General features: G+C 66.6%; 22 protein-coding genes. 7 read left to right on the top strand and 15 right to left on the bottom strand.

Going from position 1 to position 23,800, the window contains the following annotated elements:
- The first annotated feature begins 80 nt into the window (after positions 1-80).
- The 3 genes from ACM14_RS05295 (at position 81) to ACM14_RS05305 (ending at position 3,942) form a co-directional block, all read left to right on the top strand.
- The gene (locus tag ACM14_RS05295) at positions 81-1,493 is read left to right on the top strand and encodes an alkaline phosphatase (protein WP_012207366.1); all 1,413 of its coding nucleotides are present in this window, start codon (positions 81-83) and stop codon (positions 1,491-1,493) included.
- A gap of 38 nt (positions 1,494-1,531) precedes the next feature.
- Positions 1,532-3,049: an alkaline phosphatase gene (locus ACM14_RS05300; RefSeq protein WP_063328266.1), complete on the top strand. Its 1,518-nt coding sequence runs from the start codon at positions 1,532-1,534 to the stop codon at positions 3,047-3,049.
- Between the two features lie 95 nt (positions 3,050-3,144).
- A complete protein-coding gene (locus ACM14_RS05305) occupies positions 3,145-3,942 on the top strand; it encodes a hypothetical protein (RefSeq protein WP_065345559.1) in 798 nt (265 codons plus the stop codon).
- A 186-nt stretch (positions 3,943-4,128) separates the two neighbouring features.
- Here the strand turns inward: ACM14_RS05305 and ACM14_RS05310 are convergent, their stop codons facing one another.
- The 5 genes from ACM14_RS05310 to ACM14_RS05330 all read right to left on the bottom strand — a co-directional run bounded on the left by ACM14_RS05310 (position 4,129) and on the right by ACM14_RS05330 (position 8,721).
- Positions 4,129-5,136 (bottom strand): tripartite tricarboxylate transporter substrate binding protein, encoded by a 1,008-nt coding sequence (locus ACM14_RS05310; protein ID WP_012207363.1) that lies wholly within the window; start codon positions 5,134-5,136, stop codon positions 4,129-4,131.
- A 163-nt stretch (positions 5,137-5,299) separates the two neighbouring features.
- A complete protein-coding gene (locus ACM14_RS05315; protein ID WP_016450985.1) occupies positions 5,300-6,040 on the bottom strand; it encodes an SDR family NAD(P)-dependent oxidoreductase in 741 nt (246 codons plus the stop codon).
- A 7-nt stretch (positions 6,041-6,047) separates the two neighbouring features.
- Entirely contained in the window at positions 6,048-7,259 is a 1,212-nt protein-coding gene (pcaF, locus tag ACM14_RS05320) for a 3-oxoadipyl-CoA thiolase (protein WP_065345560.1), read from the bottom strand.
- 74 nt (positions 7,260-7,333) lie between these two features.
- The gene (locus tag ACM14_RS05325; protein ID WP_026062883.1) at positions 7,334-7,993 is read right to left on the bottom strand and encodes a 3-oxoacid CoA-transferase subunit B; all 660 of its coding nucleotides are present in this window, start codon (positions 7,991-7,993) and stop codon (positions 7,334-7,336) included.
- 26 nt (positions 7,994-8,019) lie between these two features.
- Entirely contained in the window at positions 8,020-8,721 is a 702-nt protein-coding gene (locus tag ACM14_RS05330) for a 3-oxoacid CoA-transferase subunit A (RefSeq protein WP_065345561.1), read from the bottom strand.
- A gap of 86 nt (positions 8,722-8,807) precedes the next feature.
- On the opposite strand from ACM14_RS05330, the gene ACM14_RS05335 reads away from it, so the two are divergent.
- The 4 genes from ACM14_RS05335 (at position 8,808) to ACM14_RS05350 (ending at position 16,877) form a co-directional block, all read left to right on the top strand.
- Complete coding sequence (locus tag ACM14_RS05335; protein ID WP_065345562.1) at positions 8,808-9,647, top strand: IclR family transcriptional regulator C-terminal domain-containing protein; 840 nt, start codon at positions 8,808-8,810, stop codon at positions 9,645-9,647.
- A gap of 55 nt (positions 9,648-9,702) precedes the next feature.
- Entirely contained in the window at positions 9,703-10,413 is a 711-nt protein-coding gene (locus ACM14_RS05340; protein ID WP_043822249.1) for a transposase, read from the top strand.
- A gap of 188 nt (positions 10,414-10,601) precedes the next feature.
- Positions 10,602-15,332 (top strand): glutamate synthase-related protein, encoded by a 4,731-nt coding sequence (locus ACM14_RS05345; protein WP_013800777.1) that lies wholly within the window; start codon positions 10,602-10,604, stop codon positions 15,330-15,332.
- A 69-nt stretch (positions 15,333-15,401) separates the two neighbouring features.
- Positions 15,402-16,877, top strand: a complete 1,476-nt coding sequence (locus ACM14_RS05350; protein ID WP_043822251.1) for a glutamate synthase subunit beta — start codon at positions 15,402-15,404, stop codon at positions 16,875-16,877.
- A 210-nt stretch (positions 16,878-17,087) separates the two neighbouring features.
- Here the strand turns inward: ACM14_RS05350 and tatC are convergent, their stop codons facing one another.
- The 10 genes from tatC to galE all read right to left on the bottom strand — a co-directional run bounded on the left by tatC (position 17,088) and on the right by galE (position 23,799).
- Complete coding sequence (gene tatC / locus ACM14_RS05355) at positions 17,088-17,912, bottom strand: twin-arginine translocase subunit TatC (RefSeq protein WP_013800779.1); 825 nt, start codon at positions 17,910-17,912, stop codon at positions 17,088-17,090.
- Positions 17,913-18,062: 150 nt separating this feature from the next.
- Positions 18,063-18,560 carry a Sec-independent protein translocase protein TatB gene (gene tatB, locus ACM14_RS05360; protein WP_012207353.1) on the bottom strand — a complete coding sequence of 166 codons (498 nt, stop codon included), beginning with the start codon at positions 18,558-18,560 and terminating at the stop codon, positions 18,063-18,065.
- 21 nt (positions 18,561-18,581) lie between these two features.
- Entirely contained in the window at positions 18,582-18,821 is a 240-nt protein-coding gene (gene tatA, locus ACM14_RS05365) for a Sec-independent protein translocase subunit TatA (RefSeq protein WP_013800780.1), read from the bottom strand.
- A 193-nt stretch (positions 18,822-19,014) separates the two neighbouring features.
- Positions 19,015-19,377 carry a histidine triad nucleotide-binding protein gene (locus tag ACM14_RS05370; protein WP_034396985.1) on the bottom strand — a complete coding sequence of 121 codons (363 nt, stop codon included), beginning with the start codon at positions 19,375-19,377 and terminating at the stop codon, positions 19,015-19,017.
- Between the two features lie 41 nt (positions 19,378-19,418).
- Positions 19,419-20,450 carry a patatin-like phospholipase family protein gene (locus tag ACM14_RS05375; RefSeq protein ID WP_065345563.1) on the bottom strand — a complete coding sequence of 344 codons (1,032 nt, stop codon included), beginning with the start codon at positions 20,448-20,450 and terminating at the stop codon, positions 19,419-19,421.
- Between the two features lie 19 nt (positions 20,451-20,469).
- Positions 20,470-20,862: a hypothetical protein gene (locus tag ACM14_RS05380; protein ID WP_065345564.1), complete on the bottom strand. Its 393-nt coding sequence runs from the start codon at positions 20,860-20,862 to the stop codon at positions 20,470-20,472.
- Complete coding sequence (locus ACM14_RS05385) at positions 20,859-21,272, bottom strand: phosphoribosyl-ATP diphosphatase (protein ID WP_016450992.1); 414 nt, start codon at positions 21,270-21,272, stop codon at positions 20,859-20,861. Before ACM14_RS05385 ends, ACM14_RS05380 begins: the two co-directional genes overlap by 4 nt.
- Positions 21,269-21,667 (bottom strand): phosphoribosyl-AMP cyclohydrolase, encoded by a 399-nt coding sequence (gene hisI / locus ACM14_RS05390; RefSeq protein ID WP_013800785.1) that lies wholly within the window; start codon positions 21,665-21,667, stop codon positions 21,269-21,271. The genes ACM14_RS05385 and hisI overlap by 4 nt, the downstream gene beginning before the upstream one ends.
- A gap of 244 nt (positions 21,668-21,911) precedes the next feature.
- Positions 21,912-22,712, bottom strand: coding sequence for an imidazole glycerol phosphate synthase subunit HisF (gene hisF / locus ACM14_RS05395; RefSeq protein ID WP_065345565.1), 801 nt, complete (start codon positions 22,710-22,712; stop codon positions 21,912-21,914).
- Between the two features lie 76 nt (positions 22,713-22,788).
- Complete coding sequence (galE, locus tag ACM14_RS05400) at positions 22,789-23,799, bottom strand: UDP-glucose 4-epimerase GalE (RefSeq protein WP_065345566.1); 1,011 nt, start codon at positions 23,797-23,799, stop codon at positions 22,789-22,791.
- Position 23,800 lies beyond the last annotated feature (1 nt).

Raw genomic sequence — 23,800 nt, forward strand, 5'->3', positions numbered from 1 at the left:
CTCCTACAGTGCACGGGTCAATCAACAGGGGGAGGGCGCGGCCGTGCTGCGGGGTCCCCTGCCTACAGAGGGATATCCGCATGAAATTGAAGATGTTGTGCAGCGCGCTGGCTGGTGCCTCGCTGCTGTTGAGCGCCTGTGGCGGCAGCGACGGTTCGTCCGCAGCCGCTCCGACCAAGAACGTGCTGTTCTTCCTGGGTGACGGCATGGGCATCACCACCATGACGGCCGCACGCATCTACAGCGTGGGTGAAGACGGTGAGCTGACCATGGACAAGCTGCCCGAGACGGCCTTCGTCCACACCTTCTCGAACGACGCCCAGGTGACGGACAGCGCGCCCTCGATGGCCGCCTACATGACCGGCGTGAAGATGAACAACGAAGTCATCTCCATGACGCCCGACACCAAGGCCACGGACGCTGCGGGCAAGGCCTATCACACCAACTACGACAGCACCTGCCCCAGCGGCAACGGCCAGGCCGTTCCCACGCTGCTCGAGCAGATGAAGTCCGCCGGCTACGGCACGGGCGTGGTCTCCACCGCGCGCATCACGCATGCCACGCCGGCAACCACCTACTCGCACGTCTGCCACCGCGATGCGGAGAACACCATCGCCGCGGCCCTGGTGCCCGGCGGCTCCGGCTACAACAGCAAGCTCGGTGACGGCGTGGACGTGATCCTGGGTGGCGGCTCCTACTACTTCACGCCCAAGGCCGACGGCGGCCGCCGCAACGACAGCCGCAACCTGATCGCCGAGTTCAAGACGCAGAAGTACAGCTACGCCGCCAACAAGAGCGAGTTCGACAAGCTGCCCGTGGACGGCAGCAAGATCGCCGGCCTGTTCACCAAGGACCACATGGCCTATGACCTGGACCGCGATGCGACCAAGGAACCGAGCCTGGCCGAGATGACGGGCAAGGCCATCGACGCACTGTCGGCCAAGAAGAAGGGCTTCTTCCTGATGGTGGAAGGCGGCCGCATCGACCATGCGCTGCACGCCACCAACGCGCGCCGCGCGCTGCAGGACACGGTGGCCTTCGACAACGCCATCCAGACCGCGCTGGACAAGATGGCCAAGCTCGATCCGGGCCTGAAGAACACGCTGATCGTCGTCACCGCCGACCATGACCACACGCTGCACCTGAACGGCTATGCCGCGCGCACCGGCAAGACCGAGGCCGGCAAGCCCGGCGTGCTGGGCCTGGTCAAGAACTACGTGGACGGCAAGGCCTCCACCGATGTGGACGGCAATCCCTACACCATCCTGGGCTTCGGCAACGGTCCCAAGCGCCTGGCCACGCGGGGTCCCATCGACGCGGCCTCGCTGGAGAGTCCCGACTACCTGCAGGAGGCCGTGGTGCCCCTGGCCTCCGAAACCCACGGCGGCGGCGACGTGTTCCTGGGCGCGCAAGGCATGGGTGCCGATACGTTCTCGGGCGTGATCGACAACACCACCGTCTTCACGCTGATCAAGAAGAGCATCGGCTTGTGATGCCGCACGCTGCAATCAAGGCACTCAAGGAATTCCACATGCATCCGATCCTCCAAAAGACCTCCCTCGCCCTGGCTGCGGCCGGCGCGCTGGCGCTGCTGGCACCTGCCGCCCATGCGGCTGGCGAGGCCAAGAACGTCATCTTCTTCCTCGGCGACGGCATGGGCCCGGTCACCGTGACCGCCGCGCGCATCTACAAGGGTGAGAAGCAGCTGGCTGCCAATCCCACGGCACTGACCAGCAGCGAGCGCGCCACGCTGACCATGCAGTCCCTGCCTTACGCCAGCCGCGTCAAGACCTTCTCGCGCGATGGCCAGACCACGGACAGCGCGCCTTCGATGGCGGCCTACATGACCGGCGTGAAGATGAACAACGAAGTCATCTCCATGTCGGCCGAGACCCTGGCCTATGCGGCCAACGGCCAGCAGTACATCAACGGCGAGGACACCACCTGCCCGGCCGGCAACGGCCAGCCCGCCCAGACCCTGCTGGAACTGTCCAAGGCCAAGGGCCGCGCCGTGGGAGCCATCTCCACCACGCGCGTGGGCCATGCGACGCCTGCGGCCACCTACGCCCACATCTGCAACCGCAATGGCTACAACAGCATTGCCGAGCAGTCCGTGCCCGGCCATGCCAACTACAACGCCAAGCTGGGCGACGGCATCGACGTGCTCATGGGCGGCGGCCAGCGCAACTACCTGCCCAAGTCGGTCAACCCCAGCAGCAAGCGCACGGACACGGCCAACCTCGTGGACATGATGAAGGCCAAGGGCTACGCCTATGTCGCCAAGGGCAGCGAGCTGTCGGCCCTGGACGCGACCAAGGCCCCCAAGCTGCTAGGCCTGTTCACGCAAAGCGAAATGGCCTACGAGCTGGACCGCGTCAAGCAAAAGCTGGACGAGCCCAGCCTGGCCGACATGACCGGCAAGGCGCTGGACGTGCTCAGCCGCAATGACAAGGGCTTCTTCCTGATGGTGGAAGGCGGCCGCATCGACCACGCACTGCACGGCACCAATGCCAAGCGCGCGCTGGAAGACACGCTGGCCTTCGACCGCGCCATCGAGACCGCCATGGCCTATATGGAAAAGAAGGACCCGGGCCTGAAGAACACGCTGATCGTGGTCACTGCCGATCACGACCACAACATGGTGTTCAACGGCTACTCCAAGATCGGCAACCCGATCCTGGGCAAGGTGCAGGACTACCAGACCGGCCAGATGGCCAAGGCCCAGGACGGCAAGCCCTACACCACGCTGGCCTTCGGCAACGGCGGACGTCCCAACGCCACGGCCTCCAGCCAGGTCAATGCCGAAGATGGCAACAAGCCCTGGATCGCTCCCACGCGCGGCGCCTCGCGCGACGACGTGACGGCCGTGGACACCACGGACGACAACTACCTGCAGGAAGTCGGCCTGAACCTGGGCACGCCGGGCTCCGAGACCCATGGCGGCGGCGACGTGATGCTGTTCGCCGGCGGCGCGGGTGCCAAGATCTTCAAGGGCACGATGGACAACACCAAGGTGTTCTCCAAGGTCCGCGAAGCCGCTGGCCTGTAATTGTTTCTTCCTTCGTTGGCTGCTTGCCAACCCCTGGCCGGAGCCGTGGCACATGCGTGTGCCCGGCCCCGGTTTTTTCGCATTGGCTGGATTCCATGACGCTTTCCCTTCCGGCGCCGCGCGCGGCGCGCCACATCTACGCGGCCGCGCTGCTGGCCTGTTCCGTCTCCGCTGCATGGGCCGCCGAGCCGGCCAAGGCGGCGGCATCCGCACCCACGGCCGCAGTCCCCGCTGATTCCGTGGCCCGCACCACGGCCGCCGTGCAGGCCACGCCCGAGGCCGACCTGCGCATCACCTACGAAGCCATGAGCGTGGGCAGCGACGGCGTGCAGCGCAGCAGCGTCTATACCAACCGCGTCTACCGCCGCAAGGCCCAGCTGTGGATAGAGCGCGAAATGCCCGCCGCCCTGCGCCAGAGCCAGGACCACGGCCATGACCATGCCCACGGCCCGCACGCCGGCCATGCCCATGACGAGGCCCGCGCCGCGCCCCTGTCCATCCGCCGCGCCGATGACGGCAAGGTCGGCGTGGAAGTCATCCTGGCCAAGCTGCGCCGCGTCATCAGCGTGGACCTGGCCCACCACGGCAACGTCGGCTACGGCGGCTCCTTCGACAACGTGTACTGGATCGTGCCTCCCACCGCGCTGCAGGGCATGGAGCGCGTGGGCAAGCCGCACAACGGCGTGCAGCGCTACCGCGGCACCGCAGGCGAGCAGACCACCGTCATCGACTGGGACGTGGCCAACCAGTTCGCCCGCCGCGTGGAGCGCAGCGACTCTCACGGCACCGAGCGCATCGTCGTCACCGCCAGCAAGCTGCCCGCCCCGCTGGCCCAGCCCTGGAAGACCATCGAAGGCTATGACAAGGGCGACTACTCCGACTTGCTGGATTGAGCACCTGACACCCCAATGCAAAGAGCTGCCCGGAGGCAGCTCTTTTTTATTCCCCATTTCAATGCTCAAACGCATGGCGCTGGAAACCGGCGCAGCCTAACACCAGGGGCGCCGAGCAAGAGCCGCCTCGCGGCGATGGCGCCGTCCCCCTTCAGGGGGAAGCCGCGCAGCGGCTCAGGGGGTACGTCAGACTTGCGCTCCGGAGTCTTTTACGACCTTGCTCCACTTCGTCGATTCGGCCTTGATATAGGCGAGGAATTCGGCCGGCGTGTCGATCACGACGTCACCGCCCTGGTCGTTGATCTTCTTGACCACGGCCGGGTCCTTGAGCACCTTGGCAATGGCCGTGTACAGGCGCTGCTGCACGGCGGCGGGCGTCTTGGCCTGGGTCCAGAGGCCGAACCACGAAGTGGCCTCGTAGCCGGGCACGCCGGCTTCGGCCACGGTGGGCACATCGGGCAGTTCGGGCGAGCGCTTGGCCGTGGTCACGGCGATGGGACGCAGCTTGCCCGAGCGCACATGCTGGATGGCCGAGGGCATGTTGTCGAACATGATGGCGATCTGGTTGCCCAGCAGGTCGGTGATGGCCGGGGCGCTGCCCTTGTAGGGCACGTGCACCATGTCCAGGCCCGTCATGGAGCGGAACAGCTCGCCCGACAGGTGGATGGAGCTGCCGCTGCCCGAGGAGCCGTAGTTCAGCTTGCCGGGATTGGCGCGCGCGTAGGCGATCATTTCCTTGACGGTCTTGAACGGCTGGCTGGGGTGGGCCACCAGCAGGTTGGGCACGTTGGCCACGCGCGTCAGGGGCGAGAAGTCCTTGATGGGGTCGAAGCCGGGCTTGGCGTAGAGCGCTGCATTGATGGCATGCGTGCCCACGGTGCCCATGAACAGCGTGTAGCCGTCGGCCGGCGCACGCGCGGCGGCCACGGCGCCGATGTTGCCGCCCGCGCCGGGCTTGTTGTCCACGATCACGGTCTGGCCCAGTTCCTGCTGCAGCGCCTGGGCGACGATGCGCGCCAGGATGTCGGTGGTGCCGCCAGCGGCAAAGGGCACGAGGATGGTGATGGGCTTGCTGGGGAAGCCGTCCTGGGCCAGGGCGGCGGTGCCGGACAGGGCGCCGAGGGCGGTCAGGGATGCGGCGGCCAGCGCCTGCAGGCCACGGCGGCGGGTGAAGTGGGTGGTTTGATCGGACATCGAGAGGTCTCCTGATTCGGCAATAAGGTGGATGGCCGGGCCCGGCAACGCCGGGCTGGGCCAGGGCAGGGCCCTGTGTGGCGTCCGCCTGTGCAGGCGGGCGCTTCCAGTGGTTCTTCTTGAAGGGTGTTGTGCCTGGAAAGGCGTTCGGTCAGACGGGTGGTCAGACGGGCGCCACGCCCAGCGTGGTGCCGCCGCAGATATAGAGCACCTGGCCGGTGACGAAGCCGTTGTCGGGCGACAGGAAGAACAGCGCGGCACGGGCCACGTCTTCCGGTGTGCCCATGCGGCCCACGGCAATGCTGTTGAGGATGCGCTGGGTCTGCGGCGCGCCCTCGGGGTTGCTCTTGGTGAACAGCTCGGTGGCGATGGGGCCGGGGCCCAGGGCGTTGACCGTGATGCGGTCGCGGCCCAGTTCCATGGCCAGTGTGCGCGTCAGGCCGATCAGGCCCGCCTTGGTCGCCGAGTAGACGATGCGGTCAGGCTTGCCCAGCGCGGCGCGCGAGGACATGTTCACGATGCGCCCTTCGCCGCAGGCGCGCAGCGTGGGCAGGAAGGCCTGCACCAGCAGCATGGGCGCGCGGAGGTGCAGTCCCACCACGTCGTCGAGATGCTGGGTGCTGGCGTTGTCGATGGTGCCGGGGCGCGTGGCACCCGCGTTGTTGACCAGGGCCACCACGTTGTGCGCGGCGGCAATGCGGGCCGCCGCCTCGGCGGTGGCCTGCTCGCTGGTCAGGTCGGCCTGGTAGCTCACCAGCAGGGGATGGCTCCAATCGGGCAGCACGTAGTCGAGGTTGACCACGGCGCGGCCCTGAGCCAGCAGGGCCTCGGCGATGGCGCGGCCGATGCCGTTGCTGGCGCCGCTGACCACGGTGACGGGTGTCTTGTTATCCACGGTGCTCATCGCAGTCTCAGACCTTTTCCAGGATCACGGCAATGCCCTGGCCCACGCCGATGCACATGGTGCACAGCGCGTAGCGGCCGCCCAGCGTTTGCAGCTGGTTCACGGCCGTGGTGGCCAGGCGGGCACCGGAGGCACCCAGCGGATGGCCCAGCGCAATGGCGCCGCCCCATTGGTTGACGCGGCGGTCGTCGTCGGCAATGCCCAGATCGCGCAGCACGGCCAGGCCCTGCGCGGCGAAGGCTTCGTTCAGCTCGATCACGTCCATCTGCTCCAGCGTCAGGCCGGTCAGGGCCAGCACCTTGTGCACGGCGGGCGCGGGGCCGAAGCCCATGATGCGCGGCGCCACGCCGGCCACGGCCATGCCGACCACGCGGGCGCGGGGCACCAGGTTGTATTGCTTGGCGGCTTCCTCGTTGGCCAGCAGCAGGGCGCAGGCGCCGTCGTTCACGCCGCTGGCATTGCCGGCCGTCACCGTGCCATCCGGGCGCACCACGCCCTTGAGCTTGGCCAGCGCCTCGATGGTGGTGGCGCGCGGATGTTCGTCCTGGCTCACCACGATGGCGTCGCCCTTTTTCTGGGCAATGGACACGGACACGATTTCCTTGGCCAGGTAGCCGGCCGCGATGGCGGCGGCCGCCTTTTGCTGGCTGGCCAGGGCCATGCGGTCCTGGGCTTCGCGCTCGATCTTGAAGTCGTCGGCCACGTTCTCGGCCGTCTCGGGCATGGAGTCCACGCCGTACTGCTGCTTCATCAGCTTGTTGACGAAGCGCCAGCCGATGGTGGTGTCGTACACGGCGTTGCTGCGGCTGAAGGCGCTTTCGGCCTTGGGCATGACGAAGGGCGCACGGCTCATGCTTTCCACGCCGCCCGCGATCATCAGGCGGGCCTCGCCCGCCTTGATGGCGCGCGCGGCCGTGCCCACGGCGTCCAGGCCCGAACCGCACAGGCGGTTGATGGTGGCGCCCGGAACATCGATGGGCAGGCCGGCCAGCAGGGCGGACATGCGCGCCACGTTGCGGTTGTCTTCGCCGGCCTGGTTGGCGCAGCCGTAGAGCACGTCGGCCACGGCCGTCCAGTCCACGCCGGGGTTGCGCTCCATCAGCGCCTTGATCGGCACGGCGCCGAGGTCATCGGCACGCACCGGGGACAGGGCGCCGCCGTAGCGGCCGAAGGGGGTGCGGATGGCGTCGCAGATGAAGGCCTGATTGGACTGGCTCATGGTGTCTCCTGGAAAAAGAATGAAGAGGTGCCGGGGTGCGCCGCAGCGCACCCACTGGGTGGGGAGCTGAGGGATCAGGCCGTGGCCGTCGCGTCCTTGATGGGCAGGCCCACGATGGACTGCAGCTCGGCGTGCGAGAGGCCGGGCACGGTGTCGATCAGGCGCAGGCCCTCGGGCGTGCATTCCAGCGTGCACAGGTCGGTGTAGATGCGCTTGACGCAGGACAGGCCCGTGAGCGGATAGCTGCAGGCCTCGACGACCTTGCATTCGCCGGTCTTGGTCAGCAGGTCCATCATCACCCAGGTCTGGCGTGCACCCACGGCCAGGTCCATGGCGCCGCCCACGGCGGGGATGGCACCGGCCTCGCCCGTGCTCCAGTTGGCCAGGTCGCCGGTGGCCGAGACCTGGAAGGCGCCCAGCACGCAGATGTCCAGGTGGCCGCCGCGCATCATGGCGAAGCTGTCGGCATGGTGGAAGTAGCAGCCGCCCGGCAGCAGGGTGACGGGCTGCTTGCCGGCATTGGTCAGGTCATAGTCCTCCTGGCCTTCGGCGGGCGCCGGGCCCATGCCCAGGATGCCGTTCTCGCTTTGCAGGATGACCTCGCGGCCGGCCGGGATGTGGTTGGCCACCTGGGTGGGCATGCCGATGCCCAGGTTGACGTAGGCGCCGTCGAAGATGTCTTCGGCCACGCGCCGGGCCAGCTCTTGCTTGCTGCGTTTCTGGTAGCTGCTCATGCTCTTGCTTTCGGCGGTTGGGGCGCTCATGCGGTTTTCTTGAAGCCGCCGGCCTGGGTGGCCACACGGTCGATCTTCACGATCTGGCTCACGTAGATGCCGGGCGTGACCACGGCCTCGGGATCCAGCGCGCCCAGCTCCACGATCTCGTGCACGGTGGCGATCGTGTGCTTGGCCGCCGTGGCCATCACGGGCCCGAAGTTGCGGGCCGACATGCGGTAGGTCAGGTTGCCCCAGCGGTCGCCCTTCTCGGCCTTGACCAGTGCCACGTCGCCGTGGATGGGATGCTCCAGCACATAGTGCTTGCCGTTGATCTCGCGCGTTTCCTTGCCGTTGGCCAGCTCCGTGCCATAGGCCGTGGGGCAGAAGAAGCCGCCGATGCCGGCGCCGGCGGCGCGCAGGCGCTCGGCCAGGTTGCCCTGGGGCACGAGTTCCAGCTCGATCTTGCCGCTGCGGTACAGGTCGTCGAACACCCAGCTGTCCACCTGGCGGGGGAAGCTGCAGATGATCTTGCGCACCTGGCCGCTCTTGAGCAGGGCGGCCAGGCCCTGGTCTCCGTTGCCCGCGTTGTTGTTGACCACGGTCAGCTCGCGTGCGCCGTGGGCGATCAGGCCGTCGATGAGTTCGGTGGGATTGCCCGAGGTGCCGAAGCCCCCGATCAGCACGGTGGAGCCGTCCTGGACGCCCGACAACGCCTCGGCGATGGTGTCGGTGATTTTGTTGATCACTTGCTTGTCTCCGGTATGCAGGCCGCTGGCGCTGCGCTAAAATGTTCGTATGTAGAACAAAAGTTCGCAGAAAGAATTATAGAGCCATGGAAAAAAATGCCGCTTCCGTAATTTCCACAGGTGGGACAGAAGAAGAGGGCGGCACGCCGCGCCCCGGCGACAGCTATGTGCAGTCCTTTGCGCGCGGCCTGGGCGTGATCCGCTCGTTCAGCGCCGAGGCGCCCGCGCAGACGCTCAGCGAGGTGGCGGCGCGCACGGGGCTCACGCGCGCCGGGGCCCGGCGCATCCTGCTGACGCTGCAGACGCTGGGCTATGTGAAGAGCGACGGCAAGCTGTTCCAGCTCACGCCGCGCATCATGGAACTGGGCTTTGCCTATCTCAGTTCCACCCCGGTCTGGAACCTGGCCGAGCCCGTGATGGAAAACCTGGTCGACGAGGTCAAGGAGTCCTGCTCGGCCGCCGTGCTCGATGGCGGCGACATCGTCTATGTGCTGCGCGTGCACACCCACAAGATCATGAGCACCAACCTCGGCGTGGGCTCGCGCCTGCCGGCCTGCTGGACCTCGATGGGTCGCGTGCTGCTGGCCGGCGAGAGCGATGAATCCCTGCAGGCCCTGCTGGATGCGCGCGAGCGCCGGCAGTTCACGGCCCTGACCGAGCAGGATGATGACCGCCTGCGCCAGCGCATTCTGGAGGTGCGCGCCCAGGGCTGGGCCCTGGTGGACCAGGAACTGGCCGAAGGCCTGATCTCCATCGCGGCGCCCGTGAAGAACGCGGCCGGGCGCACCGTGGCCGCGCTCAACATCAGCGGCCAGGCCAACCGCAACAGCGCCGAGATGATGCGCGGGCAACTGCTGCCCCGGCTGCTGGCCGCCACGCAACTGGTGAGCCAGCTGCTGCGGGCCTCATCGCGGCTTTCCCTCTAGGGCGGCGGGCGGCGCGGCGCTCCATAATTGCCGATCCACGCCCCGCACTCGCACCATGGCCCGCCTGCCCCGACTCACCCTTGCGGATCTGCCGCACCACATCATCCAGCTCGGCAACAACGGCGGGGACATCTTCATCGATGCCCAGGACCGGGAAACCATGCTGGGGCTGCTGCGCGAGATGGCGCGCAGCTGCGAGCTGGCCGTGCATGCCTACGTGCTGCTGCCCAGCCAGTTCCACCTGCTGGCCACGCCCCGCACCAGCGATGGCCTGCCCAAGTTCATGCAGGCCGTGGGCCGGCGCTATGTGCGCTACTTCAACGACCGACACGGCCGCAGCGGCACGCTGTGGGAAGGCCGCTATCGCGGCACGGTGCTGCAGCCCAGCTGGCTGCTGCCCACCATGGTCTTCATGGACGACAGCCCCGTGCGCGCCGGCCTGGTCCAGCGGCCGGCCGACTGGCCCTGGTCCAGCTACGCGCACAACGCCGGCCTGCGCAGCGACGCGCTGATCCAGCCCCATGCCGTGTTCTGGGAGCTGGGCAACACCCCGTTTGCGCGGGATGCGGCCTATGTGGAAGCCGTGGAAGAGGGGGTTGGCGCCGACGACGCCGAGCGCATCAGCCAGTCGGCGCTGCGGGGCTGGGCGCTGGGCGATGAGCAATTCATTGCCGATTTACAACAGCGCACCGAGCGCCGTGTGACCCGCCAACGTGCCGGCCGTCCGCCCGGACGGACCAATGAGCGCACCACAACAGTGCGTTAGTGCCCACTGATGGCCTGCAAGTGCTTGATTCCTCACTGCAGGTCTTTGTGAAATAAATATGTCCCTTATTAATTTCCGATTTTTTTGTTCTGGAATTAATTGGGATCTGACCCTCATATAAATTTATTGCATGAGGTGATGCCTTGCCTTAATCTTGCGTTCCCTGCGAAAAATTTGAGGATTCCGCCATGACGACGGCTGCCGAGATCAAGCATCTCCAAGACCACGGTCTGTACTCCAAGAGCAACGAGCACGACGCCTGCGGCCTCGGCTTTGTTGCACATATCAAGGGCGTCAAGCGCCATGACATCGTCACCGGCGCGCTCAAGATCCTCGAAAACATCGACCATCGCGGCGCCGTGGGCGCCGACAAGCTCATGGGCGATGGCGCGGGCATTCTGATCCAGATTCCCGACCAGCTCTACCGCGAAGAGATGGCAAAGCAGGGCGTGGCCCTGCCGCCCGCGGGCGAGTACGGCGTGGGCATGATCTTCCTGCCCAAGGAGCATGCCTCGCGCCTGGCCTGCGAGCAGGAGATGGAACGCGCCATCAAGGCCGAAGGCCAGGTCCTGCTGGGCTGGCGCGATGTGCCCGTGAACCGCGACATGCCCATGTCGCCCACGGTCCAGGAAAAGGAGCCCATCCTGCGCCAGGTCTTCATTGGCCGCGGCGCCGACGTGATCGTGCAGGACGCGCTCGAGCGCAAGCTGTACGTGATCCGCAAGACGGCCAGCGCCGCCATCCAGAACCTCAAGCTCAAGCACAGCAAGGAATACTACGTTCCCAGCATGAGCAGCCGCACCGTGGTCTACAAGGGCCTGCTGCTGGCCGACCAGGTGGGCGTGTACTACAACGACCTGTCCGACGAGCGCTGCGTCTCGGCCATCGGCCTGGTGCACCAGCGCTTTTCCACCAACACCTTCCCCGAGTGGCCGCTGGCCCACCCCTACCGCTACGTGGCCCACAACGGTGAAATCAACACCGTGCGCGGCAACTACAACTGGATGCTGGCGCGCGAGGGCGTGATGGCCTCGCCCGTGCTGGCCGAGGACCTCAAGAAGCTCTATCCCATCAGCTTCGCAGGCCAGTCCGACACGGCTACGTTCGACAACTGCCTGGAACTGCTGACCATGGCCGGCTACCCCATCAGCCAGGCCGTGATGATGATGATTCCCGAGCCCTGGGAGCAGCACGAGTCCATGGACGAGCGCCGCCGCGCCTTCTATGAATACCACGCCGCCATGATGGAGCCCTGGGACGGCCCGGCCTCCATCGTGTTCACCGATGGCCGCCAGATCGGCGCCACGCTGGACCGCAACGGCCTGCGCCCCTCGCGCTACGTGATCACCGACGACGACCTGGTCATCCTGGCTTCCGAGGCCGGCGTGCTGCCCGTGCCCGACAGCTCCATCGTGCGCAAGTGGCGCCTGCAGCCCGGCAAGATGCTGCTGATCGACCTGGAGCAGGGCCGCCTGATCGAGGACGACGAGCTCAAGGCCAACATCGTCAACACCAAGCCCTACAAGCAGTGGATCGAGAACCTGCGCATCAAGCTGGGCAGCGTGGGCGGTGACACCCATGCCGGCCCCGAGGCCGCCAGCCTGCCGCTGCTCGAGCGCCAGCAGGCCTTCGGCTTCACGCAGGAAGACATCAAGTTCCTGCTGGCCCCCATGGCGAAGAACGGCGAGGAAGGCATCGGCTCCATGGGCAACGACAGCCCGCTGGCCGTGCTGTCGGACAAGAACAAGCCGCTGTACAACTACTTCCGCCAGATGTTCGCGCAGGTGACCAACCCGCCGATCGACCCCATCCGCGAAGCCATCGTGATGTCGCTGGTGTCCTTCATCGGACCCAAGCCCAACCTGCTGGACATCAACCAGGTCAACCCGCCCATGCGCCTCGAAGTGCACCAGCCCGTGCTGGACTTCGCCGACATGGCCAAGCTGCGCGACATCGAACGCCACACGCAGGGCAAGTTCAAGAGCGCAACGATCGACATCACCTACCCGCTGTCCTGGGGCAAGCAGGGCGTGGAAGCCAAGCTGGCATCGCTGTGCGCGCAGGCCGTGGACGCCATCAAGGGCGGCGCCAACATCCTGATCATCAGCGACCGCCATGTGAGCGCCACCCAGGTGGCCATCCCCGCGCTGCTCGCGCTGTCGGCCATCCACCAGCACCTGGTGCGCGAGGGCCTGCGCACCACGGCCGGCCTGGTCGTGGAAACGGGCACGGCGCGCGAAGTGCACCACTTCGCCGTGCTGGCAGGCTACGGCGCCGAGGCCGTGCATCCCTACCTGGCCATGGAAACCCTGGCCGACATGCACAAGGAGCTGGGCGGCGACCTGTCGGCCGACAAGGCCATCTACAACTACGTCAAGGCCATCGGCAAGGGCCTGTCCAAGATCATGTCCAAGATGGGCGTGTCCACCTACATGTCCTATTGCGGCGCCCAGCTGTTCGAGGTGATCGGCCTGAACAGCGACACCGTGGACAAGTACTTCACCGGCACGGCCAGCCGCGTCGAGGGCATCGGCGTCTTCGAGATCGCCGAGGAAACCATCCGCAACCACCGCGCGGCCTTCGGTGACGATCCCGTGCTGGAGACCATGCTGGACGCCGGTGGCGAATACGCCTGGCGCGCCCGTGGCGAAGAGCACATGTGGTCGCCCGACGCCATCGCCAAGCTGCAGCATTCCACGCGCTCCAACAACTGGAGCACGTACAAGGAATACGCCCAGCTGATCAACGACCAGAGCAAGCGCCACATGACGCTGCGCGGCCTGTTCGAGTTCAAGTTCGACCCGGCCAAGGCCATTGCGCTGGACCAGGTCGAATCGGCCAAGGACATCGTCAAGCGCTTTGCCACGGGCGCCATGTCCCTGGGCTCGATCAGCACCGAGGCCCATGCCACGCTGGCCGTGGCCATGAACCGCATCGGCGGCAAGAGCAACACCGGCGAAGGCGGGGAAGATCCCCAGCGCTACCGCAACGAGCTCAAGGGCATCCCGATCAAGAAGGGTGAGACCCTGGGCTCCATCATCGGCGCCGACAAGGTCGAGGCCGACATCGAACTGCAGGACGGCGACTCGCTGCGCTCCAGGATCAAGCAGGTGGCATCGGGCCGCTTCGGCGTCACGGCCGAGTACCTGTCGTCCTCGGACCAGGTGCAGATCAAGATGGCCCAGGGCGCCAAGCCCGGCGAAGGCGGCCAGCTGCCCGGCGGCAAGGTGTCCGACTACATCGGCAAGCTGCGCCACTCCGTGCCCGGCGTCGGCCTGATCTCGCCCCCGCCCCACCACGACATCTACTCCATCGAGGATCTGGCCCAGCTGATCCACGACCTGAAGAACGTGGCGCCGCACGCCGACATCTCGGTCAAGCTCGTGTCCGAAGTGGGCGTGGGCACCATCGCGGCCGGCGTGGCCAAGTGCAAGAGCGACCACGTGGTGATCGCGGGGCACGACGGCGGCACGGGCGCATCGCCCTGGTCGTCCATCAAGCATGCGGGCTCGCCCTGGGAAATCGGCCTGGCCGAGACCCAGCAGACCCTGGTGCTCAACCGCCTGCGCGGCCGCATCCGCGTTCAGGCCGACGGCCAGATGAAGACCGGCCGCGACGTCGTCATCGGCGCGCTGCTGGGCGCCGACGAGTTCGGCTTCGCCACGGCGCCCCTGGTCGTCGAGGGCTGCATCATGATGCGCAAGTGCCACCTGAACACCTGCCCCGTGGGCGTGGCCACGCAGGACCCGGTGCTGCGCGCCAAGTTCTCGGGCAAGCCCGAGCATGTGGTGAACTACTTCTTCTTCATCGCCGAGGAAGTGCGCCAGATCATGGCCCAGCTGGGCGTTGCCAAGTTCGACGACCTGATCGGCCGTGCCGACCTGCTGGACACCCGCAAGGGCCTGCAGCACTGGAAGGCCCAGGGCCTGGACTTCTCGCGCCTGTTCGCTCAGCCCGAAGTGCCCGCCGACGTGGCGCGCTTCCATGTCGAAAAGCAGGACCACCTGCTGGACAAGGCACTGGACGTGAAGCTCATCGAGCGCTGCAAGCCCGCCATCGAGAACGGCGAGCGCGTGCGCATCATGGAAGTGGCGCGCAACGTCAACCGCTCCGTGGGCGCCATGCTCTCCGGTGCCGTGACGCGCGTGCATCCCGAAGGCCTGCCGGATGACACCATCCGCATCCACTTCGAGGGAACCGGCGGCCAGTCCTTCGGTGCCTTCCTGTGCAACGGCATCACGCTGAACCTGCGCGGCGATGCCAACGACTACACGGGCAAGGGCCTGTCCGGCGGCCGCGTGGTGGTGCATGCCAGCCATGAATTCCGCGGCGACACGACGACCAACACCATCGTCGGCAACACCGTGATGTTCGGTGCCACCAGCGGCGAGGCCTTCTTCGGCGGCGTGGCCGGCGAGCGTTTCGCGGTGCGCCTGTCGGGCGCCACGGCCGTGGTCGAAGGCGTGGGCGACCACGGCTGCGAATACATGACCGGCGGCACCGTGGTGGTGCTGGGCAAGACGGGCCGCAACTTCGCGGCTGGCATGAGCGGCGGCGTGGCCTATGTGTATGACGAGGATGGCCGTTTCGCCGAGCGCTGCAACAAGGCGTCCGTCTCGCTGGACCAGGTGCTGCCCCACGACGAACACCTGGCCCAGGTCTCGCCCGCCGTCTGGCACCGCCGCGAAACCGACGAACGCCAGCTGCGTGCACTGATCGAGGCGCACAGCCGCTGGACCGGCTCCAAGCGCGCCCGCGACCTGCTGGACAACTGGGCGGCGGCCCGCTCCAAGTTCGTCAAGGTCTTCCCCAGCGAGTACAAGCGTGCCCTGTCCGAGATGTACGAGCGCCAGGTGATGGAAGAGCCCGCCACGCCCGAGGTCGAGGAACACGCCAAGGAAGCCGTGGCCGCCAAATAACAAGGAAGCGAAGGATGCGGGCAGCGGCCCGCATCCATCCCTGCACCCCACACATCAGGACAACGAATCATGGGAAAGACCACCGGCTTCATGGAATATGAACGCCTCGAGGAGGGCTACGCGCCCGTCGTCGAGCGCGTGAAGCACTACAAGGAATTCGTCATCGGCCTCGATGACAGCCAGGCCAAGATCCAGGGCGCGCGCTGCATGGACTGCGGCACGCCGTTCTGCAACAGCGGCTGCCCGGTCAACAACATCATTCCGGACTTCAACGACCTGGTCTTCCACGGCGGCTGGAAGAGCGCCAGCGCCGTGCTGCACAGCACCAACAACTTCCCCGAGTTCACCGGCCGCATCTGCCCCGCGCCCTGCGAGGCCGCCTGCACCCTGAACATCAACGACGACGCCGTGGGCATCAAGTCCATCGAGCACGCCATCATCGACCGTGCCTGGGCCGAAGGCTGGGTCAAGCCCCTGCCCAGCAGCCGCAAGACCGGCAAGAAGGTGGCCGTAGTCGGCGCAGGCCCCGCAGGCCTGGCCGCATCGCAGCAACTGGCGCGCGCCGGCCACGATGTCACGCTGTTCGAGAAGAACGACCGCGTGGGCGGCCTGCTGCGCTACGGCATTCCCGACTTCAAGATGGAGAAGTCGCACATCGACCGCCGCGTCGAGCAGCTCGTGGCCGAAGGCGTCAAGATCCGTACCGGCGTGCTGGTGGCGGGCAAGGACGGCCTGGGCGAAGACTCCAAGGTCACCAACTGGGCCAAGGAAACCGTCAGCCCCGAGCAGCTCATGGCCGAGTTCGACGCCGTGCTGCTGACAGGCGGTGCCGAGCAGTCGCGCGACCTGCCCGTGCCCGGCCGCGAACTCAAGGGCATCCATTTCGCCATGGAGTTCCTGCCGCAGCAAAACAAGGTCAACGCCGGCGACAAGCTCAAGGGCCAGCTGCGGGCCGATGGCAAGCACGTCATCGTCATCGGTGGCGGCGACACCGGCTCCGACTGCGTGGGCACCAGCAACCGCCACGGCGCCGTCAGCGTGACCCAGTTCGAGCTGATGCCCATGCCGCCCGAGCAGGAGAACAAGCCCCTGGTCTGGCCCTACTGGCCAATCAAGCTGCGCACCAGCTCCAGCCACGAGGAAGGCTGCGAGCGCGAGTTCGCCATCGCCACCAAGGAGTTCATCGGCGAGAAGGGCCAGGTCACGGCCGTCAAGACCGTGCGCATCGAAATGAAGGACGGCAAGATGGTCGAGGTGCCCGGCAGCGAGCAGGTGCTCAAGGCCGACCTGGTGCTGCTGGCTATGGGCTTCGTCAGCCCTGTGCAGGCCGTGCTCGACGCCTTTGGCGTGGACAAGGACACCCGCGGCAATGCCAAGGCCACCACCGACTTCACGGGCGGCTACGCCACCAGCGTGCCCAAGCTGTTCGCCGCCGGCGACGTGCGCCGCGGCCAGTCCCTGGTCGTCTGGGCCATCCGCGAAGGCCGTCAGGCCGCTCGCTCCATCGATGAATTCTTGATGGGCGCGTCCGACCTGCCTCGGTGAGATGCCAACCCCGGAAGGGGCTTGGCCATAGACAAAGAAAAAGCCCTTGGTGATGAACCAAGGGCTTTTTATTACAGATTCCTCGTGTTTCAGCGTAGGCCCTTGAAACTGGCGCGCCCTAAAGCGAGGGACACCGAGGAAGGGCCTGGGCCGGCCGCGCCGCCCCGCACCGAGGGTGTCGTCCCCCTCTGGGGGAAGGCGCGAAGCGACTCAGGGGGAGGGTTTATCCTCTGCCGGCTTGTCCACTGCGGTGCCGGGTTCGGCTTCTTCTTCCGGTGCCTTGGAGACGCGGCTGAACCAGCCGGCGCCCAGGATGCCTATTTCGTAAAGAATGCACATCGGAATGGCCAGGGCCAGTTGGGAGATCACGTCGGGCGGCGTGACCACGGCGGCGATGATGAAGGCCACCACGATGAAGTAGCCACGGAAGGACTTGAGCTTGGCGATGTCCACCAGGCCGAAGCGCACCAGCAGCATGACCACGATGGGCACCTGGAAGGCCAGGCCAAAGGCCAGGTACAGCGACAGGATGGCCTCCACATACGAGGCGATGTCCGGCGTGGCCGCCACGCTGTCCGGGGTGAAGCCCTGGATGAAGGCGAACATCTTGTCGAGCACGAAGAACTGCACGAAGGCGATGCCGATATAGGCCAGCAGGCTGCCGAAGATGATCAGCGGCAGCGCAAAGCGCTTTTCATGGCTGTACAGGCCGGGCGCCACGAAGGCCCACATCTGGTACATGATCCAGGGCAGCACGGCCAGCACGCCCACCATCATCAGCACCTTGAGCGGTACGAAGAAGGGCGTGAACACGCCCACCGCGATGAGCTTGGCATCGGGCGGCATGTGGGCCTTGATCGGATGGGCGATGAAGTCGATCAGCCCGTTGGGGCCGGGCCACACGGCCAGCACGGCGATCGCCAGACCGATGCCGTAGATGCAATAGAGCAGGCGGTCGCGCAGCTCCATCAGGTGCTGGACGAAAGGCTGCTCGGTGCCTGCCAGCTCGTCGTCTTTAGGTGGAATGTCGGACATGGTGCGAAACCGCGGCGGGCCGCAAGGGCATCCACGGACCTGGGGTGAAAAGCAGAAAGCCCGACGGATCGGGCAGGATTCGGCAATGGCGGGTGCCCGGGTGGCAGAGGCTGGGCTGGTTGCCTCGTGGCCCGCGGCGCGCCGGCATCTTCAGCGGGACTTCTGGGGGCGAAAGCGCGCCACGCGCGCCGCGCCCGACTGCGCCTTGGTGCGCACGCCGGCGCGGGCCTTGTACCACTGGGGCACGGCGGCACGCTTGAGGCGCCAGTTCTTGCCCGGGTGGCGGTAGGCCGGCGCCACGGCGCTGTAGGTATCGCTGTCGGAGCCGTAGGAAGAGGAGTCGTACGAGGAAGACGTGCCGTTGAGCGATGCCGTGGACTCGTTCCAGTCCTTCTCGAAGTTGGCGGCCGAAGTGTGTATGGATTGCTCGACGTCTCGCGCCGCGCCTTCCACCGTGTCCTTCATCTTGCGCAACTCGTCGAGTTCCATCGAACGGTTGACCTCGGCCTTCACATCGGAGACATAGCGCTGGGCCTTGCCCAGTAGGGTGCCGACGGTACGCGCCACGCGCGGCAGCTTCTCGGGACCGATGACCACGAGGGCCACGGCACCGATGAGCGCCATCTTGGAAAGGCCAATATCAAACATGGAAGCTTGGCGTGCGGGCCATCAGCTCTTTTGCTTGGCTTCGACGTCGATGGTGGTCTTGTCGGCAGCCGTCTGGCCGGCGACCTGGCCGGGAGCGGCTGCGGGAGTGTCGGTGGAGGTCGAACCGTCCTTCACGCCGTCCTTGAAGCCCTTGACGGCGCCGCCGAGGTCGGAACCGATGTTCTTCAGCTTCTTGGTGCCGAACACCAGAACCACGATGGCCAGGACGATCAGCCAATGCCAGATGGAAAACGAGCCCATGAGAATCTCTCCTAAGAATTGCAGGTCATTTTAGACGCCGGGCCATGGCGGCAGTTCGCAAGGCCCCACAAAAGCCGTTTGGCCGACGCAAGAAACAGAGGGTGCCTCAAGCAAGAGACGGGCCACCTTGTGCCGGGCGTCAGCCATCTGCCGCAGGCAGCATGGCCGCTGCGGCGTTTTCAGCCCTTGAGTTTCAGCCCTTGAGCCAGGGGCGGGGGCCGCCCATGACGTGGATATGCAGGTGGTGGACTTCCTGGCCGCCTTCGGTGCCCGTGTTGACCACCAGGCGAAAGCCGCCGTCGGGATACGGGTTGCAGCCTTGCTCGGCAGCCAGGCGGGGCGCCAGTGCCATCAGGCGGCCCAGCAGCGGGGCGTCTTCGGCCTGGACCTGGGCCATGGAGGGGATGTGCTTCTTGGGCACCATCAGGAAGTGGATGGGCGCGCCGGGATGGATGTCGTGGAAGGCGAAGACTTCTTCGTCCTCATAGACCTTGCGGGAAGGGATCTCGCCTTTGGTGATGCGGCAAAACAGGCAGTTCGGGTCGTGGTCGTGCATGGCGCTACAGGAATCCTGGGAGGCTGGCGGTAGGTTGGAAATCAGGCCGGATTGTCGTTGATGCGCAGCGTCTGGCGTACGCCGATGTCGCTGCGGTGCTGCTGGAGCCACTGCTGGCCCTGCTCGCGTCCGAGCTCGAACAGCTCGCGCACGAAGCGCATGTCGGAGCGCGTCTTGGTCGAGGCGCCATAACCCTTGAGCACAGAGCCGCCGTCCACGCGGTGCAGCAGCACCTTTTTGTAGCGTGCCGGGTCCAGCTTGCCCTGCTCTAGCAGGCGCTTGACGAACTCGATGGCGCGCAGCTCGGCCAGCAGGCCGGCGTTGAATGTGACCTCGTTCATGCGGTCCATGATGTCGGCCGCCGTGTTGGGCAGATCGGTGTGCTCAATGGGGTTGATCTGCACCAGCAGGATGTCGCTGGACGCCGTGCCGTAGATCAGCGGGTACAGCGCCGGGTTGCCCGAAAAGCCGCCATCCCAGTACGGCTCGCCATCGATTTCCACGGCCTTGAACAGCTGAGGCAGGCAGGCCGAGGCCATGACCGCGTCGGCACTGAGTTTTCTGCCCGAAAAGATGCAGCCCCGGCCCGTGCGCACATTGGTGGCGCAGACAAAGACCTTGGGCACCACGCCTTCCACGGGCGGATGCGTCAGCGCCTCGAAATCCACGACCCGTTCGAGCAGCTTGCGCAGCGGGTTGATGTCCAACGGGTTGGTCTGGTAGGGCGAGAAGAACTGGTTGAGCACGCCCATGAAGGGGCTGCCCGGCAGGGGCGCGCCCCACATCAGGCTGCCCATGGTGCCCACGCCTTCCCACAGTTCGGTCAGCGTGGCGCGGGCCAGCTCGGCCCCCAGCGCCTGGGCGGCCACCGGATCGCTTTCCTGGCGTGCAGCCTTGGCAAAGCCCTGGGCCAGGGCCACGGCATTCATGGCACCGGCGCTGGTACCGCTGATGCCGTCGAAGACAAAGCTGCCGTCTTCCAGCAGCGCATCGAGCACGCCCCAGGTCAGGGCACCGTGCGAGCCCCCGCCCTGCAGGGCGAGGTTGATCTTGCAGGTCGGGGTCGGAGTCATGGCGGTGTGCCCGGGACCTTCAGCGGTCCACGGCCTGGTTGCGGTTCATGGCGACCATGCCGCGCACGATGCGGTAGAGGAACCAGATGGAGATGACGGTCCAGGCGATCCAGCCGGGCACGAAGAACAGCAGCCACAGCGGCGCCGTGACCAGGTACAGGATGCCGGCCCAGATCACGCTGCGGATGCGCCACGAGAAGTGGTTGGCCATCCAGCTGCCTTCGGCGTCGCCGCGCTTGACCAGATCGATGATCAGGGCGATCACCAGCAGCGCAATGCTGGGCTGGGCGCCCGGCACGACGGCGGCCACGGCCACCACCAGGTGCAGCAGGTAGCTGACCCAGCCCCAGGCCTTGAGGCCTTCGATGCGGGACTGGTCCAGGGCACGGACTTCGATGTAATCGTCACTCATGGCAGCGGTCCTTTCTCGTTCACATCACGTTCCTGGGCCTTGCGCAGCGCCTTTTCCTCAATGCCGCTGGTGCCTTCGCGGCGTTCCAGTTCGGCAACGACCTGGGCGGGCGTCAGGCCATAGTGGGCCAGGGCGATCATGCTATGGAACCACAGATCGGCCACTTCGTAGAGGATTTTGCCGGCGTCTCCGCCATGGTCTGCGTCCTTGGCGGCCATGACCACTTCGGTGGCCTCTTCGCCGATCTTCTTCAAAAAGGCATCCGGGCCCTTGTGCAGCAGGCGGGCGACGTAGCTCTTGTCGGGGTCGCCGCCGTTGGCGGGCTTGCGGCTTTCGATGACGGCGGCCAGGCGCGCCAGGGCGTCCAGCGAGGAAGTGCTTGCGGTGTCGTTCATGGTCGTGGAATTCATTTGTAGATCGATTCGGGGTCTTTCAAGACCGGATCGACGGCCTGCCACTGGCCGTTCTGCAGCACGCTGTAGAAGCAGCTGTGGCGCCCCGTGTGGCAGGCAATGCCGGGCTCGTGGCCTGTCTGGGTGATCTTGAGCAGAACCACGTCGTTGTCGCAGTCGATGCGCACCTCGTGCACGGTCTGCACGTGGCCCGATTCCTCGCCCTTGAACCACAGCTTGTTGCGCGAGCGGCTGAAGTAGACGGCGCGGCCGAGCTCGGCCGTCTTGGCCAGGGCCTCGCGGTTCATCCAGGCGAACATCATCACGTCGCCCGTGTCCTTTTCCTGCGCAATCACGGGCACCAGGCCCTGCGCATCCCATTTGACTTGATCTAGCCAGTTCATTGCCTGCATTGTGAATATCCTGGGTGGGCATCCCTGTGACAGGATTGTCAGGAATTGCCTGGATTGAAAATACACCCCCTGAGTCGCTTCGCGCCTTCCCCCTCTCTCGCTGCGCGGGAGGGAGACGACAGCCTTGCTGCGGGGCGGCCCTTGCTCGCTGTCCCTGGTCCCTTGGGCCGCGCCGGTTTCATGGGTTGTGGGCGGCGCGAGCGCCATGGAAAACTGAAATGAAGGAGTCCGCCGACGCGCCGTATCAGAGGCGCACGGGCACGCCGCGCTCGGCCATGCGCTGCTTGGCCTGGCCCACGGTGAATTCGCCGTAGTGGAAGATGCTGGCGGCCAGCACGGCGTCGGCGCCGCCCAGGGTCACGCCATCGGCCAGGTCGTCCAGCGAGCCCACGCCGCCCGAGGCGATCACGGGCACGGGCACGGCGTCGCTGACGGCGCGCGTGAGCTTCAGGTCGAACCCGGACTTGGTGCCGTCGCGGTCCATGCTGGTCAGCAGGATCTCGCCCGCGCCGCGGCGCGCCATTTCGGCGGCCCACTGCACGGCGTCCAGGCCGGTGTTCTTGCGTCCGCCGTGGCTGTACACGTCCCAGCCGGGGCCGGCAGCGCGGCCATCGGTGCCCATGCGCTGCTCGTCCTCGGCCGTGCGCCGCTTGGCATCGATGGCCACGACGATGCATTGCGCGCCGTACTTGTCCGAGGCCGCGTTGATCACATCGGGGTTGGCGATGGCGGCCGAGTTGAAGCTGGTCTTGTCGGCGCCCGCGTTGAGCAGGCGGCGCACGTCCTCGACGGTGCGCACACCGCCGCCCACGGTCAGCGGAATGAAGACCTGGCTGGCCACGGACTCGATGATGGGCAGGATCAGGTCGCGCCCGTCGCTGGTGGCCGTGATGTCCAGGAAGGTCAGCTCGTCCGCGCCCTGGGCGTTGTAGCGCGCGGCGATCTCCACCGGGTCGCCCGCATCGCGCAGTTCCACGAAGTTCACGCCTTTGACGACGCGCCCTCCCGTGACGTCAAGACAGGGGATGATGCGTTTGGCAAGCATGGGCAGACTCGTGGCTAGGGCGTGAAACAAGGGCGAAAAGATACCACGCCCTCGGCGCCCGCATGCGCTGCGGGGTTCAGCGCTTGAGGCCTGCGGCCTGGCTTTGCCAACGCCATGCGTCCTCGCACATGCGATCGATATCCAGCGCAGCCTTCCAGCCCAGCAGGCGCTCGGCCTCGGCGGGGTCGGCCCAGCACTGGGCCACGTCGCCGGGGCGGCGCGCCACGATCTGGTAGGGCACGGGGCGGCCGCTGGCGCGCTCGAAGGCCTTGACCATCTCCAGCACCGAGACCGGGCGCCCCGTGCCCAGGTTCACGGTCAGCAGGCCCTGCCGCTCGCGCAGATAGCGCAGCGCCGCCAGGTGGCCGCGCGCCAGGTCGGTGACGTGGATGTAGTCGCGCACGCCCGTGCCGTCCGGCGTCGCATAGTCATCGCCATAGACACTGAGCTGCTGGCGCTGGCCGATGGCGACCTGCGACACATAGGGCATGAGGTTGTTGGGGATGTCGCGCGGGTCCTCGCCGATCAGGCCGCTTTCATGGGCGCCCACGGGGTTGAAGTAGCGCAGCCGTGCCAGGCTCCACTGGCCGGGCTCGGCCCGGTCCAGGTCGGCCAGCATTTCCTCGATCCACAGCTTGCTGCGGCCGTAGGGGTTGGTGGCGGACAGCGGAAAGTCTTCGCGGATCGGCAGGCTGGCCGGATTGCCGTAGACCGTGGCCGAGGAGGAGAACACCAGGCTGCGCACGCCCGCCGTCCGCATGGCCTGCAGCAGGGCCACCGTGCCGCCCACGTTGTGTTCGTAGTAGCGCAGCGGCTGGGCCACGGACTCGCCCACGGCCTTGAGCGCGGCGAAGTGGATCACCTCGCGGATGGAGTGCTCGGCAAACAGCCGCTCCAGCGCGGCGCGGTCGCGCACGTCGCCCTCGACGCACAGCGGGCGCCGGCCCGTGATGCGTTCCATGCGTTCGAGCACATCGGGGCTGCTGTTGCTGAAGTTGTCGTAGATCAGGTAGGGCTCGCCCGCAGCGGCGAGTTCCACGCAGGTATGCGAGCCGATGAAGCCGGCGCCGCCTGTGACCAGAATCATG

The sequence above is a fragment of the Delftia sp. JD2 genome, from assembly GCF_001682645.1.
GTDB classification, from domain to species: domain Bacteria; phylum Pseudomonadota; class Gammaproteobacteria; order Burkholderiales; family Burkholderiaceae_C; genus Comamonas; species Comamonas acidovorans.

Coding starts and splice junctions, on each gene's coding strand:
- pcaF (WP_065345560.1), bottom strand. CDS start 7,259: ATGAGCCAGTCCAATCAGGCCTTCATCTGCGACGCCATCCGCACCCCC.
- tatA (WP_013800780.1), bottom strand. CDS start 18,821: ATGGGCTCGTTTTCCATCTGGCATTGGCTGATCGTCCTGGCCATCGTG.
- ACM14_RS05350 (WP_043822251.1), top strand. CDS start 15,402: ATGGGAAAGACCACCGGCTTCATGGAATATGAACGCCTCGAGGAGGGC.
- ACM14_RS05345 (WP_013800777.1), top strand. CDS start 10,602: ATGACGACGGCTGCCGAGATCAAGCATCTCCAAGACCACGGTCTGTAC.
- tatB (WP_012207353.1), bottom strand. CDS start 18,560: ATGTTTGATATTGGCCTTTCCAAGATGGCGCTCATCGGTGCCGTGGCC.
- hisF (WP_065345565.1), bottom strand. CDS start 22,712: ATGCTTGCCAAACGCATCATCCCCTGTCTTGACGTCACGGGAGGGCGC.
- ACM14_RS05375 (WP_065345563.1), bottom strand. CDS start 20,450: ATGACTCCGACCCCGACCTGCAAGATCAACCTCGCCCTGCAGGGCGGG.
- ACM14_RS05325 (WP_026062883.1), bottom strand. CDS start 7,993: ATGAGCAGCTACCAGAAACGCAGCAAGCAAGAGCTGGCCCGGCGCGTG.
- ACM14_RS05295 (WP_012207366.1), top strand. CDS start 81: ATGAAATTGAAGATGTTGTGCAGCGCGCTGGCTGGTGCCTCGCTGCTG.
- hisI (WP_013800785.1), bottom strand. CDS start 21,667: ATGCAGGCAATGAACTGGCTAGATCAAGTCAAATGGGATGCGCAGGGC.
- ACM14_RS05385 (WP_016450992.1), bottom strand. CDS start 21,272: ATGAATTCCACGACCATGAACGACACCGCAAGCACTTCCTCGCTGGAC.
- ACM14_RS05300 (WP_063328266.1), top strand. CDS start 1,532: ATGCATCCGATCCTCCAAAAGACCTCCCTCGCCCTGGCTGCGGCCGGC.
- ACM14_RS05380 (WP_065345564.1), bottom strand. CDS start 20,862: ATGAGTGACGATTACATCGAAGTCCGTGCCCTGGACCAGTCCCGCATC.
- ACM14_RS05340 (WP_043822249.1), top strand. CDS start 9,703: ATGGCCCGCCTGCCCCGACTCACCCTTGCGGATCTGCCGCACCACATC.
- tatC (WP_013800779.1), bottom strand. CDS start 17,912: ATGTCCGACATTCCACCTAAAGACGACGAGCTGGCAGGCACCGAGCAG.
- galE (WP_065345566.1), bottom strand. CDS start 23,799: ATGATTCTGGTCACAGGCGGCGCCGGCTTCATCGGCTCGCATACCTGC.
- ACM14_RS05335 (WP_065345562.1), top strand. CDS start 8,808: ATGGAAAAAAATGCCGCTTCCGTAATTTCCACAGGTGGGACAGAAGAA.
- ACM14_RS05315 (WP_016450985.1), bottom strand. CDS start 6,040: ATGAGCACCGTGGATAACAAGACACCCGTCACCGTGGTCAGCGGCGCC.
- ACM14_RS05305 (WP_065345559.1), top strand. CDS start 3,145: ATGACGCTTTCCCTTCCGGCGCCGCGCGCGGCGCGCCACATCTACGCG.
- ACM14_RS05310 (WP_012207363.1), bottom strand. CDS start 5,136: ATGTCCGATCAAACCACCCACTTCACCCGCCGCCGTGGCCTGCAGGCG.
- ACM14_RS05370 (WP_034396985.1), bottom strand. CDS start 19,377: ATGCACGACCACGACCCGAACTGCCTGTTTTGCCGCATCACCAAAGGC.